The following is a 19,146-nucleotide window of genomic DNA, read 5'->3' on the forward strand; positions in this document are numbered from 1 at the left end:
CAACGTATCCAGATTATTGGCATATTGTCGGACGCTGAATAAGGGTGGAGGGAAGAGCCGCCACCAGCATATCCAGATCATTGCATCCGATCTGGTCGTTGCTGACGAGATTTAAGTACCCCAAAGCGTGCAGTTGAGTGAGTGGCCAGACGTCCACTAGAGCATTGCTCGACAGATCCAGTTCTTTGAGTTGGCTGAAGTTTGGGCCATTCGGGCCTGGGCTCGCGAAGACCTGAATATTGTCGATGCCGTTGCCCGCGACGTTGAGCCGGGTCAGCGTGCTGCCAAACGGCATGAGGAAGTCGAGGCTCTTGCCGCCGTTGGAATCGGTGAGATGGGTATTGCCCAGATCCAATTCCACCAGAGGGTAAGGCTTACCGGTCTCCCAATTCGTTAGCGGCCCGAGGTTGCTGAACGAGCCGATCTCGATACCGTTAAGCCCCAGGCTGGTCAGCCCCCGGTTCATGTCGATCACGGGACGTACTTGCCAGATGGCAAGGCTTTGGTTGCCGGAGAGATTGAGCCTGGTCAGCTGATGCAGCGGACTAAGCGGCCAGACGTCAATCAGGGCGTTGTTCGACAGATCCAGCTCTTTGAGTTGGCTGAAGTTTGGACCGTTCGATCCCCAACTCGCAAAAACCTGAATGTTATCGATGTCGTTGCCCGCGACGTTAAGCCGAGTCAGCGTGCCACCAAACGGCATCAGGAAGTCGAGACTCTTGCCGCCGTTGGGATCAGTCAGGTGAGTGTTGCCCAAGTCCAGTTCCGTCAAAGCGTAAGGCTTGCCCGTCTCCCAATTGGTCAGCGGTCCGAGGTTATCGAATGAGCCAATCTCGATACCGTTGAGCCCCAGACTGGTCAACCCCCGGTTCATGTCGATCACCGGGCGTACTTGCCAAATGGCGAGGTTCGGATTGCCCGAGAGGTTGAGCTTGGTCAGATTGTGCAGCGGGCCGAGGGGCCAGACGTCCACCAGAGCATTGTTCGACAAATCCAATTCGCTCAGCTGGACAAAGCTCGGGCCGTTCGGTCCCCAGTTGGCAAAGACCTGGATATTGTTAATGCCATTGCCGGCGACGTTGAGCCGGGTCAGCGTGCTGCCAAACGGCATGAGAAAGTCTAGGCTCTTGCCGCCATTGAGGTCGGTCAGGTGAGTGTTGCCCAGATCCAGCTCCGTCAAAGCGTAAGGCTTACCGGTCTCCCAATTGGTCAGCGGTCCGAGGTTATCAAATGAGCCGATCTCGATACCATTGAGCCCCAGACTGGTCAGTCCCCGGTTCATGTCGATCACGGGACGCACCTGCCAGATAGCCAGGCTCTGGTTGCCCGAGAGGTTGAGCTTGGTCAGCTGATGCAGCGCGCTGAGAGGGGCTACATCAATCACGGCGTTATTCGACAGGTCCAGCTCCCTAAGTTGCATGAAGTTCGGGTTGTACGAAGAACCCCAGCTTCCCAAGACGTGGATGCTGTCAATGCCGTTGCCGGCGACGTTGAGCCGGGTCAGCGTGCTGCCAAACGGCATGAGAAAGTCGAGGCTCTTGCCGCCATTGAGATCGGTCAGGTGAGTGTTGCCCAAGTCCAGTTCCTGTAAAGCATAAGGCTGTCCAGTCTCCCAGTTGGTCAGCGGCCCGAGGTTGTCGAACGAGCCGATCTCGATACCGTTGAGCCCCAGACTGGTCAATCCCTGGTTCATGTCGATCACGGGACGCACCTGCCAGATGGCAAGGTTCTGATTACCGGAGAGATTGAGCTTGGTCAGATTGTGCAGCGGACTAAGCGGCCAGACGTCCACTAGAGCATTGTTCGACAGATCCAGCTCTTTGAGTTGGTTGAAGTTTGGACCGTTCGATCCCCAACTCGCGAAGACCTGAATGTTATCGATGCCATTGCCCGCGACGTTGAGCCGGGTCAGCGTGCCGGCAAACGGCATGAGAAAGTCGAGGCTATGGCCGCCGTTGAGATCGGTCAGGTGGGTATTGCCTAGATCCAATTCCGCCAGCGCGTAGGGCTGACCGGTATGCGGGTTGGTCAGCGGTCCCAGGTTGTCGAACGAGCCGATCTCGATGCCGTTGAGCCCTAGACTAGTTAGTTCCCAACTCATGTCGATCACCGGGCGCACTTGCATGAGCGCCACGCGACGGTTGCCGGAAAGATTGAGCTTAGTCAGATTGTGTAGCGACGTGAGGGGGACTACCTCGATAAGAGCATTGTTCGATAGATCCAGCTCTCGGAGTTGGCTGAAATTCGGGCTATTCAGGTTCCAGTTCCAGCTTCCCAAGACCTGGATATTGTTAATGCCGTTGCCGGCGACATTGAGGCGGGTCAGCGTGCTGCCAAACGGCATCAGGAAGTCGAGGCTCTTGCCGCCGTTGGGATCGGTCAGGTGAGTGTTGCCCAGATCCAGCTCCGTCAAGGCGTAAGGCTCGCCCGTCTCCCAATTGATCAGCGGCCCGAGGTTGACAAACGAGCCGATCTCGATGCCGTTGAGTCCCAAGCTGCTTAGTCCCCGGTTCATGTCGATCACCGGGCGCACCTGCCAAATGGCCAGAGTCGAATTACCGGAGAGATTAAGCTTGGTTAAGGTTTGCAGTGAAGCGAGTGGCCAGACGTCCTGAATATTATTCTTGCTCAAGTCGAGCTCAGTAAGACTGAAAAGCCCCTCCAATCCTTCCAATCTAATGATATTCCGACCGGGACACTCCAACTGGACTACCTGCTCAACGTACTGCCAACCGTTACGATTGGCCTGTTCTGTTAGGCAGTTTTGTAGATTTGGGTCTGCCATGGATGGCAAAGGAGTTGCCGCCTGCGCCGCAAAAGAGGCAAAGCAACTAAAAATAGTTATGGTAGCTATAGAGGCACTCTGAATACCAAAGAAAAATCTTGAACAGCGCATGTGCAACTCTCCTGAATGGCGCCTTTGCCATGAAAAAAGCCGCTAAATGCGGCAATCCCCCAGTCCTGCAGCATGGACGCTACGCATGAGCGCAAAAAATTAGTAGCGCCTCACAATGAGGCTAGGCACGAAGAAGTATAGATAAAGATACGTAGCGGACAGGCTGGACTTCCACGAAGCGTCAACCCAACTACGAAACTCCGGGAAGAAAGGATGATCGATGCCGACCGTATGGTCGTGAAGTTAGAGCTTCCGAGGTATGAGTTCCCAAGCCAGAGCTTGAGAGGGGGGGCAGGCTTTAGTTATTTGGCTAATGCCCGATGGTTCAAAGCGTACGTTTCCGGCCGCGCTTCATATCATCCACCAGCCGCTCATTGGCGCTTCGCGCGTGCTCGATGTCCCAAATCCGGATCGCTTCTTCGAGTTCGATTTTGCCTTCGTTGACCATTTTGCAGAGGCCCGCCCGTAGGGCATGGAGCGTGATAATCAGCGGATCTTTGGGGGTGTCGGCCGGGTACTTTTTCCAATTCGCCAGCGACTATCCTTTAAATTCTGTGAGATACAGAATCAGATAATCAATCGCTAGGGGGTATCAATGGGTGTCGGAACGGGGCTGCTTATTACGTTTTTGCTCTCGCTGCTTTGGTTTGCGATCAGGACGGGTAGAAAGCGCCGATCGCACTGGAACAGCGGTAGTTATGATTCGAGCTCTAACTCTTGGTCACAACCCAGTGATTCAGTTTCCTCAAGCGTCGATTGCAGTTCAGGGGATAACGGCTCAGGCAGCGATAGCGGTTGCAGTTGCGGAGATTAATTATTAATCAGGCCCGTAAATACCCTCCTGGTATTTCGGGCCGCCGCCCAGGCCCGGTACACGCCCGGCCTGGGCTCACGCGGCTTGTCGCCGCGCCGGGGCATCCCTGCCCCGGATTAACCCGGCCTATATTTATAGGCCGGGTTAATAGGAGTCACGCTTTCATTGTTTGACTAACGTTCGATGGCTTAGAGCGTTAGTTTCCGACCATGCTTGAGTTAGCGGGGCGCCGTTCACTGTAAGTCTACGATCCGCCGAAAAAAGACGGTCCTCGGCTTCCCCCAGACGCCCGACGAATGCGGAATCTGTGCGATAAACGGGGAAAAGACGCCTGAACGGAAGAAGGTTCCCAATCGTGACGGAACCGGGCAACGCACGGCGCTGTCACGAATGAACTGTGGGAAAAGCTCCGAACGAGTTACGGAAGCACGGCAATCGCCCAGGGACCGTTTCCGACCGGAACCGTCTTCGTTACGACGAAGGTCGAGAGGTCGATGATGGAGAGGTCGTTGCTGAGTCCGTTCGCGGTATAAAGCCGCTTTTGGTCCGGCGAGAATTCGAGATTCCAGACCCTTTGTCCCACCGGAATGTACCGAACCACTTCGAGCGTACGGGCGTCGATGACGGCGACCCGGCTGGCCCGGCCCAAAGCAACATAACCGTAGCGGCGATCCCGGTCGATTCGGATACCCACGGCTCCGATATCACGGTCCGCGACATCGGGAATCTTGAAGGTAATTGTCTTGATCGGACGCTTCGTTGCCGTTTCGATAATCGTCAGAGACTGGCCGTCATGCGAACTGACCCAGAGCTGTTCACCGTCATCGGTAAAGCGCGAGTAGCGAGGTCGCGGGTCGACCGGCGTTCGCTCCATCGGCTCCAGGCTGGTGGTGTCGATCCACGTGGCGGTATTGTCGGCTTCGCTGGTGCTGACGACCCAACGCCCATCGGGGCTGATCGAAACACCCTCCGGTTCCTTGCCTATGGGAATGCGCTTCAACACTTGGCGCGATTCGACATCGACCACGGTCAGCTGGTTGTCGTCGTCGTTGGATGCGAACAAGCGGGTTTCGAGGGGGTTCAGCGTGAAGGTTTTCGGGTCCTTGTCGACCGGCCATCGGCCGACGGGTTCCAGAGTGCGGGTATCCAGGACAGCGATCGCATTGCCCTCGCTGGTTGCCACGAAAATCTTCAGGCCATCGCGTCCGGCCAGGATACCTCGGGGCCGCTTGCCTACCGGAACCGTGCGCCGGACTTCGCCGGTGGCCCCATCCACTTCGACTACGGCATTGTCCTTCTCCAGGGTTACAAAAACGGAGTCTGCATGGGCGGGCAATATCACGGCCGAGGCGAGTATGCAGGGAACGAGTCTTTGTAGGCGGAAAGCTTGCGGCAGGCGCAACAGATATGGGCAATTTTTATGGAACATGTCGGACGTATTCGAAACAAAAGGAAAAGGGTGGTTACCACCGCATGAGCGATGGCGGTAAGCTGCAGGCATCCGGGTAGGATACCCGTCGATACGGTCGCGACCCACGAGGGATGTCGGGTAACTCTCCCGAAGATGCAAGGAAAATATCCTTTATTTTCGAAGCAAGGACATTCCCGATGCCTTCCGCACCAGGATTTCGCGCTCGCCGTGGTAACCTTTTCGCTCTGATCTGACGCCAACTTTTCGGAGTAGCCGGTGACTCAATCAAAACCCTTTCGCGGTACGAAGCCGCTCCGGGAGCTCAGCAACCCGGTGATCGCCATGGGCCTTGTCATCGTCGCAGCCGGATGCGACAGTCCGGATTCTTCCTCTAGCCAGAACATCCCCGCCGCTGTCGAATCGCCATTGACGCGCTCCGACCGACTGGCAGAGTTGCGCAAAGCAAAATTCCTGAACCTGGCGGAGAAGGACGTCGCAGCCGAATGGCTGGCACTTCAGGAACACCGCGACGACTCTTCCTATCGGCCGACGCCCGGCGACGTGGCGGCATACGAGCAACGCATCAAACTCCTCGCCAAGCTCACGCAGGAAGACCGACGGATGGTCGCCAACCGAACCGTACAAACACGGGACCTGCTGGCAGAGCAGAATATCCGCGAATCTCTCCTGACCCTGCTGGATGGCATGACCGATGTGGCCAAGGCCAGTGTGGTCGGCAATTACGGCGCCTATTGCCAATGGTATGTCAATTTGCGCCAAAGCCGGCTCGGTCACCGGGAAGCACTGCAGCAGATGACGAGTTTGAAGCGGTCGCCTTAGAACCGATCAGAGACAGTTCGACAGGTTCACGATAGGCCCTTAGACAGGCTCAGGGCGAACGGTCTACTGCGATAGGTCTAGGGTGCCGTCGAAACGTTTCCATCGCGACACAGCGCGATGGGGCGACGCGTTACGAACCGAAGGCAAACAGACCGGTCCGCAGATCATTCCAAGCCCTGAATCAAATACGTATCCACGATGCCGCAATCCCTCAACGCAGTCCTGCATCCCGCGTCCGTAATCGCAGCGCCGCGTCTCTCCCGAAGAGTCGGTGCGAACCTTACCCTGGTCAGCGAAACCTTCCAGCACACCGGCAGTTTCAAGTTCCGCGCCGCCTACCATCTGGCTTCGAAAGTCCCTCAACGGCAGATCATCGCCGCGTCGTCCGGCAACTTCGGACAGGCGCTGGCCTATGCCTGCGGGCTGCTGGGCAAGTCCTGCCGGGTGGTCATGCCGGCGACTTCGGCCAGGGTCAAAATGGACGCGGTGCGGGAATACGGGGGTACGATAGACGAAGTGGACACAAGCGTGAAAAGCCGGGCCGAACGGCTGGCGGAACTCGCCGCAGACTGCCCCGATGCCTATGTTGCCAGCGCCTACGATGATCCGTTGGTAATCGAAGGCAATGCCAGCCTGGGAGAGGAAATTGCCGCTCTGGGCGACCTATTCGACGCGGTCATCGCGCCCGTGGGCGGTGGCGGCCTCGCTGCCGGTCTGATCACGGGACTGCATCGCGCCGGCCGATCGACGCCCGTGATCGGCGCGGAACCGCTGCTGGGCAACGATGCCGCACGCTCTCTGAGAGCCGGGAGCATCGTGGTTAACGAATCCGAACCGCAAACCCTCGCCGACGGCGCGCGCACCCTGAGCCTGGGCCGGCGCAACTGGGAAATTTTGCATACGGGACTTGCCGGCATCGTCGAGGTACCGGAAGCCTCGATTGCCCAGGGCGTCAAGCTGTTGTTCGAACTCGCCAATCTCAAGGCCGAACCTACCGGCGCCCTCGCCGTGGCCGCTCTGCTGACCGAACCGGAACGCTTCCGCGGACAGTCGGTCTGTTGTGTGATCAGCGGCGGGAATGTGGATGGGGAGCTTTATCGGACGTTGCTCCGGTCTACCCATCCTACGATCCTCCATCAATCCCCTTGTAGAGATTCCCCATGGACAGACTGAAACGGCAAATCGGCTTCATCGTCGAGTTGGACAAACTCAAGACCATCGTTCGCCAGTCCTGGCTGGCGGACGGCTCGCGCCGGGAGAATTCGGCGGAGCACAGCTGGCATGTCGCGCTGATGGCCTTGGTGCTCGCCGAGCACGCCAACGCCGACATGGACCTCGACCTCGCGCGGGTCGTCAAGCTGCTGCTGCTCCATGACGTGGTCGAAATCGATGCCGGCGACGTTCTGATCTACGATGTCGCGGGAAACGTCAGCAAGCCCGAACGGGAACGGCAGGCGGCCGAACGGATTTATGGGATGTTGCCGGACGATCAGGCGGCGGAACTGCGGGCGCTGTGGGAAGAGTTTGAAATGGGCGAGACGACCGAAGCCCGCTTTGCGGCGTCTCTAGATCGACTCATGCCTTTGTTGCACAACTTCCTGACCGAAGGCCGCGCCTGGCGGCACCATGGCGTCACCGCCGACCAGGTGTTGGCGGCCAATGCCCGCATCGCCGCCGGTTCCACCGCGCTATGGGACTATGCCCGAGGACTAATCGACGAGGCGGTGGAGCGGGATTATCTGCTTCCGGGCAAAGAATAGCGATTTTGAGCCTATCCCAGTAGGTCCCCGAAACCCTTCGACCGGCCTGTCGTGAGCGGAGTCGAAGGGCTCAGGGCGAACGGCCTACTGAGATAGGCTCTTAGAGCGTTTTCATCGCGCTCGTACGGCAAAACAGGCCTGGCAGGAGTCGTTGGTACCTTCGGCCAGGGTAGATCGACTCAAGCTTTCGTAGGTCGGCAATCCTTTGCCGACGAACCCGTTGGCCCAACGGCACCGTCGGGAACGGCGGCTTCGGCGCTCCCAGGCCGACCGTTTGCGATTGGAAGGGTCGCGACTAAAGCGACCGTTTGCGATTGGAAGGGTCATTCGGGTGCTCCCCGGATGACCGTTTGCGATTGGAAGGGATTCCCGACCTACGCGCGAGTGCCCGTACACTAGGTATGAAAATGCTCTGGCTATTGATCAATGGGCAAAAGACATGCTTTTCTTGTTTGACCAATGCCCACGATCAGCACGTTCGTCTCCGGCCGAGAGCAACCGGTGAGCCGGAGTCGTGCAGCAAGCTTTTAGCAAGGTTGAAAAGAAGGATGTCGAAGGAGTATTGTATTTATTAATCAGGCCCGTAAATACCCTCCTGGTATTTCGGGCCGCCGCCCAGGCCGGTACATGCCCGGCCTGGGCTCACGCGGCTTGTCGCCGCGCCGGGGCATCCCTGCCCCGGATTAACCCGGCCTATATTTATAGGCCGGGTTAATAACGATTAGCCTTGTCTTTTTTGCACTTGGGCCGGTAGCTCAGCTGGGAGAGCGCTGCGTTCGCAATGCAGAGGTCGGGAGTTCGATCCTCCTCCGGTCCACCACCGATTCAGAAGCCAGGCCTCTCGCCCGGCTTTTTTCTTGCCCGAAGCGCCAGCGCTGGCGCGCCTTCCCGGAGCGGCGCGGTGTCTGGCCGCGCGGCGGCGGGCGCTTTTCCCCACCCTTTTGCCCCGCTCGGCCTCTCTTTTCTCCATTCAACCTGTGGCTGGCCGATGCACAGGCCTGGCCAAATCAACGACTTGCACGCGGCGGTTCGCGGTCAATCCAGGTGACCAGGCCGGAGTCGAGCCCGATTCAGCCGTCCAGGCGCCCGAACAACCGGGCCTGATCGTCCCAGGACCAGGGCACCTCGTTGTTCTTCAGCCGGATCAGGCTCAGCGTGCGGGGTTGCTTGCCGGCGAGCAGCGCCCGCACCACGGCCGGGGCCAACAAAATCAGGCGCAGCAGCTCGTTGACCGTGGTCGGGTGCAGGCCATCGCGCCGTCTCCCTGCCGCTGGCCCCCTGCCCCTCGTCGAGCAGGCGCTGCCAGTGGAAGGCGTGCGACAAGGCAGTGAGGATGGGCGTCTCGGGGCAGCCCGAAGCCGGCAGCACCCATTTGAGCCCGCCGCTTCGCTTGATGCGCACCGGGATCACTGGCCATCGAAGATGGCGAGCAGGTTGTCTAAGTACATTCCGCAAATATTTGCGGAATCTCGACTGATTGGCTTGATTGGCGGGGTTGTCCTGCAGGTTGTCTATGCCGCAAGACTTCCCTGAATGTACTTAGAGCGTTTTCCGAATCGGTGTAAGGGATTCGGATATGTAGGTCGGCAATCCCTTGCCGACGTATCGGCTCGGCGAAGGGCGTTGTCGGCAAGGGATTGCCGACCTACGTTCTCCCCTCCTGGCACGAATCCGTACACCGGGATGGAAAACGCTCTAACACCGTCTCCACCTGCCCGAGGTCGCCGACGTGGCCCGGTAGATGGCCTCGAGATCGTGGCCGAAGCGGTTGTCGGCCAGGCGTTGCAACCGTTCGATCTTTTCCCGGACAAAGCCGTAGCGGCGCACGTAAGCGTCGAGTGGGGTCGGATTGGCTTGTGCTTCATGGCGGCTCCTCAGTATTGAACGGAGCCCATTCAGGCGCTTCTGGGTCGCGCAGCCAAAGCACGGAGTGCATTTCCACCCCCTGCTTATTGCTAAATTCAGCTTTTTGTGCAATAAAGCCGACTTCTTAGTGCAAAGAGTCATTTATGGAACGCGGCGCCACCGGCAACTACGAAACCTCGGTCGCGGCGGGCGAAACCTGCCGCGCGTTCGTGCCCGCGCCCCTGCCGCCTGAACCGCCGCTAACCGTGGACGCCAGCCTGCAGGAGCGGCTGGACGACGCCCATCTGGCCTTGGGCCGGCTAGACAGCATCACGGTGTTGCTGCCGGAAACCTCGGTGTTCCTCTACAGCTACGTCCGCAAGGAGGCGGTGATGTCCTCGCAGATCGAGGGCACACAGTCGTCCCTGTCGGACCTGATGCTCTACGAGGCCGAGGGTGCACCCGGCGTGCCGCTGGACGATGTGCGCGAAGTGTCCTGTTACGTCGCCGCGCTGGAGCACGGCCTTGGCTTACTCAAGGGCGGCCTGCCGCTGTGCACCCGCCTGATGAACGAGATTCACACCAAGCTGATGACCCACGCGCGTGGTGCCGGCAAGGCCCCGGGCGAAGTGCGCCGCACGCAAAACTGGATCGGCGGCGCATCCCCGGCGCGCGCATCGTTCGTACCGCCGCCGCCCCAGCGGGTGGGGGATTGTCTGTCCGACCTGGAGAAATTCCTCAACGACCAGCCGGTCCGCCACTCGGCGCTGATCAAGGCCGCGCTGTCGCACGTTCAGTTCGAGACCATCCACCCCTACCTGGACGGCAACGGGCGCCTGGGCCGGCTGCTGATCCCGCTGATCCTGGTGCACGAGGGCGTATTGCGCGAGCCGCTGCTGTACCTGTCGCTGTACTTCAAGACCTACCGCAGCAACTACTACGAGATGCTGCAGCGGGTACGCGAGCACGGCGACTGGGAGGAGTGGCTGTGGTTCTTCGCCACTGCCGTGCGCTACACCGCCACGCAGGCCGTGGACACCGCCAAGGCGCTCAATGCCCTAGGCGAAGCCGACCGCGAACGCATCCGCAGCCTAGGCCGCGTCGCCCCCTCGGCGCTCCAGGTCCACCAGGCCCTGTTCGCCCGCCCGGTGACCACTATTCCCGCCATCGGCGCCGTCACCGGCCAGAGCCCGCACACGGTAGGCAAGATGCTCGACGCGATGATCGAGCTGGGCCTGGTGCGCGAGTTGACCGGCCTGAAACGCAACCGCATCTATGAATACACCGCCTACCTGGAACTGCTGAACCGGGAAGGCGAGCAATGACGAATCCGGAAGACCACCGATGCCCCTGACCCTGCCCCAACTGGAGCGCCACCTGTTCAAGGCCGCCGACATCCTGCGCGGCAAGATGGACGCCTCCGAGTTCAAGGAATACATCTTCGGCATGCTGTTCCTCAAGCGCTGCTCCGACGTGTTCGACCAGCGACGCGAGGAAGTGATCCGCCTCGAAATGGACGCCGGCAAGAGCCAAGCCGAAGCAGAAGCCGCCGCGGAGAACCCGCGCTGGTACAAGAAGGAAGGCTCCTTCTGGGTGCCGCCGCAGTCGCGCTACGAATACCTGCTGAACGACGCCCACCAGAACGTCGGCGATTACCTGAACAAGGCGCTCACCGGCATCGAGACGGCCAACACCAGCCTGTACGACGTGCTGGAGCATATCGACTTCACCCGCAAGGTGGGCCAGAGCAAGATCCCGGACATCAAGCTGCGCCAGCTGATCTCGCACTTCGGGATCCACCGCCTGCGCAACGAGGACTTCGAGTTCCCCGACCTGCTGGGCGCGGCCTACGAGTACCTGATCGGCGAATTCGCCGACTCGGCCGGCAAGAAGGGCGGTGAGTTCTACACGCCGCGCTCGGTGGTCCGGATGATGGTGCGCCTCGTCAAGCCGACCCTGGCCCACGACATCTACGACCCCTGCTGCGGCTCCGGCGGCATGCTGATCGCGGCCAAGGAGTACATCGACGAACACGGAGAGGACGGCCGCAAGGCCAATCTCTTCGGCCAGGAGTTCAACGGCACGGTGTGGTCCATCGCCAAGATGAACATGCTGCTGCACGGCATCAGCACCGCCAATCTGCAGAACGACGACATCCTGGCCGAGCCGCAGCATGTCGAAGGCGGCGAGCTGATGCGTTTCGACCGGGTGCTCACCAACCCGCCGTTTTCCATCAACTGGGGCAATACGGAGAAGACCGCCGACGGCACGCCCGCCTGGTCGCCCAAGTTCCCCGAGCGCTTCCGTTACGGCCAGGTGCCGCTGGGCGCGAAAAAGGCCGACCTGATGTTCCTGCAGCACATGCTGGCCGTCACCCGCGACGGCGGCATGGTCGCCACCGTCATGCCCCACGGCGTGCTGTTCCGCGGCGGCGAAGAGAAGACCATCCGCGCACGGCTAATCGACGACGACCTGCTCGAGGCCGTGATCGGTGTCGCGCCCAATCTGTTCTACGGCACCGGCATCCCTGCCTGCATCCTGGTGCTGCGCCAGAGCGTGCAGAACGGTGCGAATCGCGTCAGCGGCAAACCTCCCGAGCGCCAGGGCAAGGTGCTGTTCATCAACGCCGACCGCGAGTTCTTCGAAGGCCGGGCGCAGAACTATCTGCTGCCCGAGCACATCGAGAAGATCGTCACCACCTTCGACGAGTTCAAGCAGGTAGACGGCTTTTCGGCCATCGTCGACAACGCCACGCTGAAAAAGAACGACTACAACCTCAACATCCGCCGCTACGCCGACAACGCCCCGCCGCCCGAGCCCCACGACGTGCGCGCGCATCTGGTCGGCGGCGTGCCCAAGGCCGAGGTGCATGCCGAAGCGATGGCCCGCCTGTTCAAGGCGCACGGCCTCGACCCGATGGACCTGTTCGTCGAGCGTGACGAGAGGTACGTCGACTTCAAACCCGAGCTGGCAAAGCGTCAGGACCTCAAGCCCGCCATCGAGAACAACGCGGGCCTCGTCGCCAAGGAAGCCGACATCCGCGAGGCCTTCGAGCAGTGGTGGCAACAGCACAGCGCCCGCATCACCGCGCTGGCCGGGCAAATCGACAACGCGGCCATCCTCGTCGCCCTGCGCAACGACCTGCTGGCCAGCTTCAGTGAAAGCCTGGAAGTCATCGGCATGCTCGATCCCTTCCAGGTGCGGGGCATCATCGCCGGCTTCTGGTACCAGACCAAGTACGACTTCCTTACCCTGATGGCGCGCGGCGCCAAGGGCGTGGCCGACGCCTGGCGCACCAGCATCGTCACCGCGCTGGAAGACAAGGCCAGCAAGGAAAGCCCGCTGGAGCACAAGCTCGTCAAGTTCCTGATGAGCGACTTCGTCGAGGCCATCAACGAGCTGGAGGCGAAGAAGGCCGAGCTGGACAGCCTGATCAAGGCAGCCAGCCCCAAGGATGCCGAGGCCGAGGATCGCGAAACCGCGGAGGCCGCGGACGAGGACGCCGATGACGAGAACGCGGTCGACGAAGCGCAGCTCAAGGCGTGGAAAAAGGAGCTCACCGCCGTCAAGAAGCAGCTCAAGGCCAAGAAGGAGAGCTTTGCGGCGCACATCAATGCCGCCGTCGATGGCCTGTCGGCCGAGCAGGCCGCCGAGCTGCTGCTGACCATCCTGCACAACGACATGCGCGCCATCGTCGAGCGCTACATCGCAGCGCAGCGCAAGGCCATCGTCGCCACGTTCGAAAACTGGTGGGATAAGTACCGCGTAACGCTGACCGAGATCGAGGGCAAGCGGGATGCAGCAGCGAAGGCGCTGCAGGGATTCTTGAAAGGGTTGCGGTATGTCTGAGGCAATCCCCGTTGGCTGGCAGCGTCGCAGTCTGAGCTCTCTCGGCGAATACGAGAACGGCTTTGCCTTTAACGAGCTGCACTGGTCAGAGCATGGACTGCCGATCGTACGCATCGCGCAGATCACGGGAACTCAGGGAATTGTTGATCGATACCCTGGTCGGCTACCGGATACGTTCCGCATCGATAGCGGCGATCTGATTTTTTCTTGGAGCGGGACCCTGGCCGTTGTCCGGTGGGCTGGTGGCCCCGCCTGGCTGAATCAACACCTTTTCAAGGTCGTCCCAGCTCCGGGCATTGACAGGTCTCTCTTGTTCCATGTGCTGCAGGCATCAGTTGCCGAGATGAACAAACGGACGCACGGCAGCACGATGAAGCACATCAAGCGCGGAGAACTGCGTGAGTTCTTCGTGTCGATCCCAGTCGCTGTGGATGAGCAACGAAGACTCGCCTCAGTGCTCGACACCCTCGACACCGCCATCCACGAAACCGAGGCGATCATCGCCAAGCTCAAGGCCGTCAAGCAGGGCCTGTTGCACGACCTGCTGACGCGCGGCATCGACGCCAACGGCGAACTGCGCCCGCCCCAGGCCGAGGCGCCGCATCTCTACAAGCAGTCGCCGCTGGGGTGGATTCCGAAGGAGTGGAACGCACCGCGACTGCTTGATGTTTCGAATCGAATTACCGATGGAACCCATGAAGCGGTGACGACGGTCGCAGACGGCGGGGGTGAGGTGCCTTTCCTGTTTGTGTCTTGCGTTCGGGATGGCGAGGTTGCATGGGATAAGGCGGCGTCCATTACGAGGCGGGACTACGTCCGAATCTCGAAAGGGCGCGAACCAGAGCCTGGAATGGTTTTGTACACCGCTGTCGGATCGTACGGGCATGCGGCAGAGGTTGGCGACAAGCGCGAGTTCGCGTTCCAACGCCACATTGCTTGCATATACCCAGACGCGACACAGGTGATAGCCGGCTTCATGCCGTTTGTTCTCAATTGGGAACCAATGCAGCGATACGCAGATAGGGTTGCACTTGGCAATGCCCAGAAGACGGTCACGCTCGGTGAGCTCTCTCGATATCCGTTCGTTTGCCCGAAGAAGACTGAGCAAGTGGAGATCGTCGGTCGAGTGCGCGCGGTGCAAGAAAAGCTGACGTCGGAGCAGCGCTGTTTGGAGAAACTTCAGCTCCAAAAGTCCGGCCTCATGGACGACCTCCTCACCGGTCGCGTCCGCGTCACGCCGCTGCTGGAGGGCGGCGCGCCATGAGCGACTATCGCCCGCCGTTTTCCCTGACCGGCGAAATCGTCACGCGGGTGGCCGAAATCGGCGAAATGCTGGGACGGTTCGAGCTGCGGCTGGAGCGGGAAGACCCGCTGCGCCTGCGCCGCATCAACCGTATCCGCACCGTGACCGGCTCGCTGGCCATTGAAGGCAACACACTCAGCGAAGCGCAGATAACCGCCATCCTCGACGGCAAACGGGTCATCGCGCCGCCGCGAGAAATTCAGGAAGCCCGCAACGCGCTGGCGGCCTACGAACGCATGCCGGCCTGGGACCCGCTGCGGGAATCCGATTTGCTGGACGCGCACCGGCTGTTGATGCTGGGCCTGCTGGACAGCGCTGGAAGCTACCGTCCGGGCGGCGTCGGCGTGATGGCCGGCGAACAGGTCTTGCACATGGCCCCGCCCGCCAACCAGGTGCCGCGTCTGATGGCCGATTTGCTCGCTTGGCTCGCCGCGACCGAGGATCACCCGCTGATCGCCAGCTCGGTATTTCACTACGAATTCGAATTCATTCACCCGTTCGCCGACGGCAACGGCCGCATCGGGCGCCTGTGGCAGACCCTGCTGCTTTCTCGCTGGCAGCCCCTGTTCGCTAATTTGCCGGTCGAAAGCCTGATCCATCGGCATCAGGCGGCCTATTACCGGGCGATTCAACTCAGTACCGAGCAAACCGACAGCGCCCCCTTCATCGGCTTCATGCTCACCATGATCCGCGATGCACTGCGGGAAAACCTCGCCCCCCAAGTCGGCCCTCATGTCACCCCCCAAGTCGAGGCATTGCTCCGCGCTCTCCACGGAGAAATGTCCCGCGAACACCTGCAAGCGGCCTTGGGTTTGGCAGACCGGAAATCCTTCCGCCAAAGGTACCTGATTCCCGCGCTCCAAGCCGGCTGGATTGAAAGGACCCTACCGGGCAAACCGCAAAGCCGTTTACAGAAATATCGCTTGTCCGAGCAGGGGGGCATGGTGCTGGCTGCTCTGCGGGACAGTGACAAAACCGAAGGAAAACGTTAATGGGCTGGGAACTCGAAGACGTCGAAGAGCCCTTCGTCGCCCAGTTGCAGGCGCTGGGCTGGGCGCACATCGAAGGCAGCCTGGATGACCCGGCCGTCACCGGCCGCAGCAGCTTCGCCGAGGTGATCCAGGAAGAGACGTTGCGCCAGCAACTACACGCCTTGAATCCCGGCCCGGATGGCCGGCCGTGGCTGGACGAGGCACGCCTGTCCGAGGCCGTGGCGGCCATCACCCGACTGGGCACGCACAAGCTGATGGAGGCCAACCAAAAAGCCACCGAATTGCTGATCAAGGGCCTGACCGTCGAGGGACTGCCCGGCTGGAACGGCGGGCGCGGCCAGACCCTCCGCTACATCGACTGGGACACGCCGGCCAACAACCGCTTCACGGTAATCAATCAATACCGAGTGGATTGCCCGCCCGGCTTCAACGCGGCCAAGGCCTTCATCGTGCCCGACCTGGTTCTGCTGGTGAACGGCATCCCGCTGGTGGTGGTGGAGTGCAAGAGCCCCTCCATTCCCGAGCCGCTGGCCGAGGCGGTGGACCAGTTGCGCCGCTACGGCAACCAGCGCAAGGCGGCTTTCGAGGTGGACGACAACGAGGGCAACGAGGCGCTGTTCGCCACCAACCAGCTGCTGGTGGCCACCAGCTTCGACGAGGCGCGGGTGGGCTGCGTCGGCTCAGGCCTAGAGCACTTCGCGCAGTGGAAGACCGTGGTCGGCCCGGACGGCACCGGCAGCGAGATCGAGGCGGCCGAGAAGCTGGGCAAGTCGGGCCTGTCGGAACAGGAGCGGCTGATTGCCGGGCTCTTGAGCCCGGCGCATCTGCTGGACGTGGTCAAGAACTTCCTGCTCTTCATGCAGGTGGGCGGCCAGACCATCAAGTCCGTCTGCCGCTACCAGCAGTACCGGGCGGTGAACCGCGCCATTGCCAAGCTCAAAACGGGCAAGACCCGCCGCGAGCATGGCGAGCACGACCGGCGCGGCGGCATCATCTGGCACACCCAGGGCTCGGGCAAATCGCTCACGATGGTGTTTCTCGTGCGCAAGATGCGCGCCGACGTTCAGCTCCGGCGCTTCAAGGTCATCGTGGTTACCGACCGCAAGGACCTGCAGAGCCAGCTGTCCGTGACCGCCACGCTCACCGGCGAGGCGGTCGACGTGGCGGACAGCACGGCGGGCGTGAAGGCTCTCGCGCGCCGCAAGGGGCCGGGGCTGATCTTTGCCACCATCCAGAAGTACCGCGACACGGACACGGCTGGCGATGCGCCGCTGACGGCGGACGACCTGCCGAAAATCAAAGAATCGAAAGGTGGTTACAAGGCCGGCGAGGCTACTTCCAATGGCGCGTTTGCCAAGGCAAACGCTTTCGAGGTACTGAACGAGGACGACAGCATCCTCGTGCTGGTGGACGAGGCCCACCGCACCCAAGCCGGCGACCTGCACGCCAATCTGCTGGCCGGGCTGCCCAACTGCGCGCGCATCGGCTTTACCGGCACGCCTATCATCATGGGCGAGAGGAAGCGCACCCACGAGGTCTTCGGCGAGTTCATCGACCGCTACACCATCAAGGAAGCCGAGGCCGACGGCGCCACCGTGCCTGTGCTCTACGAGGGGCGTACCGCCACCGGCGCGATCAAGGACGGCGCCAGCCTGGACGAGCTGTTCGAGGATCTGTTCCGCCAGCATAGCCCCGAGGAACTGGAGGCCATCAAACAGAAGTACGCGACCAAGGGGCACATCTTCGACGCCCCGGCGCTGATCGCCGACAAGGCCCGCGACATCCTCCGCCATTACGTCACCAACATCCTGCCCAACGGCTACAAGGCGCAGGTGGTGGCGTACAGCCGGCTGGCGGCCATTCGCTACTTCGAGGCCTTGAAGAAAGCCCGAGACGAACTGCTGGCGGAGGCCGAGGCGCTAAGCCCGCAGGACAAGGCCCTGGACGACGAGGCCCTGTACCAGCGCCCGCCCAAGGTTCAGGCGCTCGTCCAGGCCTGGCGCTACCGCGACACGCTGGCCCGCATCGAGTTCGCGCCCGTCATCTCCGGCAGCAACAACGACGATCCGGCGTGGAAGGACTGGACGGATGGCGCGGCACACGAGCAACTGATAAAGCGCTTCAAGAAGCCGTTGTTCCACGCCCAGCCGGAGAAGACCGATCCGCTGGCCTTTCTGGTGGTGAAGTCGATGCTGCTCACCGGCTTCGACGCGCCCATCGAGGGCGTGATGTACCTCGACCGGCCCATCCGAGAGGCGGAACTGCTGCAGGCCATCGCCCGCGTGAACCGCACCGGCTTCGGCAAGCGTTGCGGCATCGTGGTGGACTACTACGGCGTGGCGCAGCACCTGAAGGAAGCGCTGGCCGCTTACGCCGACGAGGACGTGGAAGGCGCGCTGGCCAGCCTGAAGGACGAGGTGCCGGTGCTGCGCGACCGGCATCTGCGCGTGGTGGACCTGTTCCGCCAGCGGGGCATCGAGTCGCTGGACGACACGGAGGCGTGCGTCGAGGCGCTGGGCAGCGAGAGGTTGCGGGCCGAGTTCGCGGTCAAGCTCAAGGCTTTCCTGGCGTCCCTGGACACGGTGCTGCCGCGCCCCGAGGGGCTGCCATACTCCGGCGACGCGAAGCGGATGGCTTACATCTACGCCCGGGCTCGCAACCGCTACAAGGACACGCCGGTCCTCGGCAAGGACGTCGGCGCCAAGGTGCGCAAGCTGATCGACGACCACGTGATCTCGCTGGGCATCGATCCCAAGATCCCGCCGATCCAGCTCACCGATGCCGATTTCGACACACACGTCGCCCGCGCAGCCAGCGACCGCGCCAAGGCCTCGGAGATGGAGCATGCGATTCGCTCGCACATCCGCAAGCATGTGGACGAAGACCCGGTACTGTATCGCAAGCTCTCCGAGCGGCTGAACGAGATCCTGAAGACGCTCGGCGAGCAGTGGAACGAGGTTATCGCCCAACTGCAGAAGATCATCGATGAGCTGCGCACGGGCAAGGCAAGCACCGCCGATACCCCGGGCGACTTGCCCGAGCATTGCGCGCCCTTCCTTCGCACCGTGCTGGACGTGGTCTGTGCCGGGCAAACGCCCCAGCCTTCCGAGCTGCTGCGCCTAAAGGATGTGACGGTCGAGCTGGTGGAACTGCTGGTCCAGGAACTTCAGGGCAACCGAAACATCTGGAGCCCACACAAGCGGGCCGCACAGGATGATTTGAACGGCCAATTGTTCGATTATCTGATGCGCCTGCGTCCGCCGCTGGTGGATGCGGACGAGGCGGGCGTGCTGGCCGACAAGCTGATGGAGCAGGCCCGCGCCAACCACGACAAGCTGGTGCAGGTATGAGCAACGGTCGCCGGGCCGCCACAAAACCGTTGCCCGCCCCCACAATGGGCTGTCGCGTAGCGACGGAGGGATCAAACCATCCAGCG

The 19,146-nt window shown here is 61.3% G+C and carries 11 protein-coding genes and 1 tRNA gene; 9 read left to right on the forward strand and 3 right to left on the reverse strand.

Features of this window, described 5'->3' with window-relative positions:
- Nucleotides 1–13: 13 nt before the first annotated feature.
- The gene (locus tag ACR2TX_RS22055; protein WP_434130719.1) at nt 14–2,896 is read right to left on the reverse strand and encodes a leucine-rich repeat domain-containing protein; all 2,883 of its coding nucleotides are present in this window, start codon (nt 2,894–2,896) and stop codon (nt 14–16) included.
- Nucleotides 2,897–4,128: 1,232 nt separating this feature from the next.
- The gene (locus ACR2TX_RS22060) at nt 4,129–5,139 is read right to left on the reverse strand and encodes a PQQ-dependent catabolism-associated beta-propeller protein (RefSeq protein WP_086133535.1); all 1,011 of its coding nucleotides are present in this window, start codon (nt 5,137–5,139) and stop codon (nt 4,129–4,131) included.
- A 258-nt stretch (nt 5,140–5,397) separates the two neighbouring features.
- On the opposite strand from ACR2TX_RS22060, the gene ACR2TX_RS22065 reads away from it, so the two are divergent.
- From ACR2TX_RS22065 to ACR2TX_RS22080, 4 genes are all read left to right on the forward strand, one after another.
- A complete protein-coding gene (locus tag ACR2TX_RS22065; RefSeq protein ID WP_077730622.1) occupies nt 5,398–5,961 on the forward strand; it encodes a hypothetical protein in 564 nt (187 codons plus the stop codon).
- A 198-nt stretch (nt 5,962–6,159) separates the two neighbouring features.
- Complete coding sequence (locus tag ACR2TX_RS22070; RefSeq protein ID WP_434130720.1) at nt 6,160–7,134, forward strand: threonine ammonia-lyase; 975 nt, start codon at nt 6,160–6,162, stop codon at nt 7,132–7,134.
- Nucleotides 7,122–7,721, forward strand: coding sequence for an HD domain-containing protein (locus ACR2TX_RS22075; RefSeq protein ID WP_077730624.1), 600 nt, complete (start codon nt 7,122–7,124; stop codon nt 7,719–7,721). Before ACR2TX_RS22070 ends, ACR2TX_RS22075 begins: the two co-directional genes overlap by 13 nt.
- A gap of 744 nt (nt 7,722–8,465) precedes the next feature.
- A tRNA-Ala gene (locus tag ACR2TX_RS22080) sits at nt 8,466–8,541 on the forward strand.
- Between the two features lie 250 nt (nt 8,542–8,791).
- Here the strand turns inward: ACR2TX_RS22080 and ACR2TX_RS22085 are convergent.
- Entirely contained in the window at nt 8,792–8,929 is a 138-nt protein-coding gene (locus ACR2TX_RS22085; protein ID WP_168175430.1) for a hypothetical protein, read from the reverse strand.
- 801 nt (nt 8,930–9,730) lie between these two features.
- Here ACR2TX_RS22085 and ACR2TX_RS22090 point away from each other — a divergent pair.
- The 5 genes from ACR2TX_RS22090 to ACR2TX_RS22110 are packed head-to-tail and all read left to right on the forward strand — an operon-like array spanning nt 9,731 to nt 19,060.
- Nucleotides 9,731–10,891: a Fic family protein gene (locus tag ACR2TX_RS22090; protein ID WP_077730626.1), complete on the forward strand. Its 1,161-nt coding sequence runs from the start codon at nt 9,731–9,733 to the stop codon at nt 10,889–10,891.
- Nucleotides 10,892–10,910: 19 nt separating this feature from the next.
- Nucleotides 10,911–13,415, forward strand: coding sequence for an N-6 DNA methylase (locus ACR2TX_RS22095; protein ID WP_434130721.1), 2,505 nt, complete (start codon nt 10,911–10,913; stop codon nt 13,413–13,415).
- Nucleotides 13,408–14,679 (forward strand): restriction endonuclease subunit S, encoded by a 1,272-nt coding sequence (locus ACR2TX_RS22100; protein ID WP_434130722.1) that lies wholly within the window; start codon nt 13,408–13,410, stop codon nt 14,677–14,679. The genes ACR2TX_RS22095 and ACR2TX_RS22100 overlap by 8 nt, the downstream gene beginning before the upstream one ends.
- Entirely contained in the window at nt 14,676–15,710 is a 1,035-nt protein-coding gene (locus ACR2TX_RS22105; RefSeq protein ID WP_434130723.1) for a Fic family protein, read from the forward strand. The genes ACR2TX_RS22100 and ACR2TX_RS22105 overlap by 4 nt, the downstream gene beginning before the upstream one ends.
- Nucleotides 15,710–19,060: a type I restriction endonuclease subunit R gene (locus tag ACR2TX_RS22110; protein ID WP_434130724.1), complete on the forward strand. Its 3,351-nt coding sequence runs from the start codon at nt 15,710–15,712 to the stop codon at nt 19,058–19,060. Before ACR2TX_RS22105 ends, ACR2TX_RS22110 begins: the two co-directional genes overlap by 1 nt.
- The last annotated feature ends 86 nt before the right edge of the window (nt 19,061–19,146 follow it).

Source organism: Methylocaldum sp. GT1BB (assembly GCF_051027545.1).
Taxonomy (GTDB): domain Bacteria; phylum Pseudomonadota; class Gammaproteobacteria; order Methylococcales; family Methylococcaceae; genus Methylocaldum.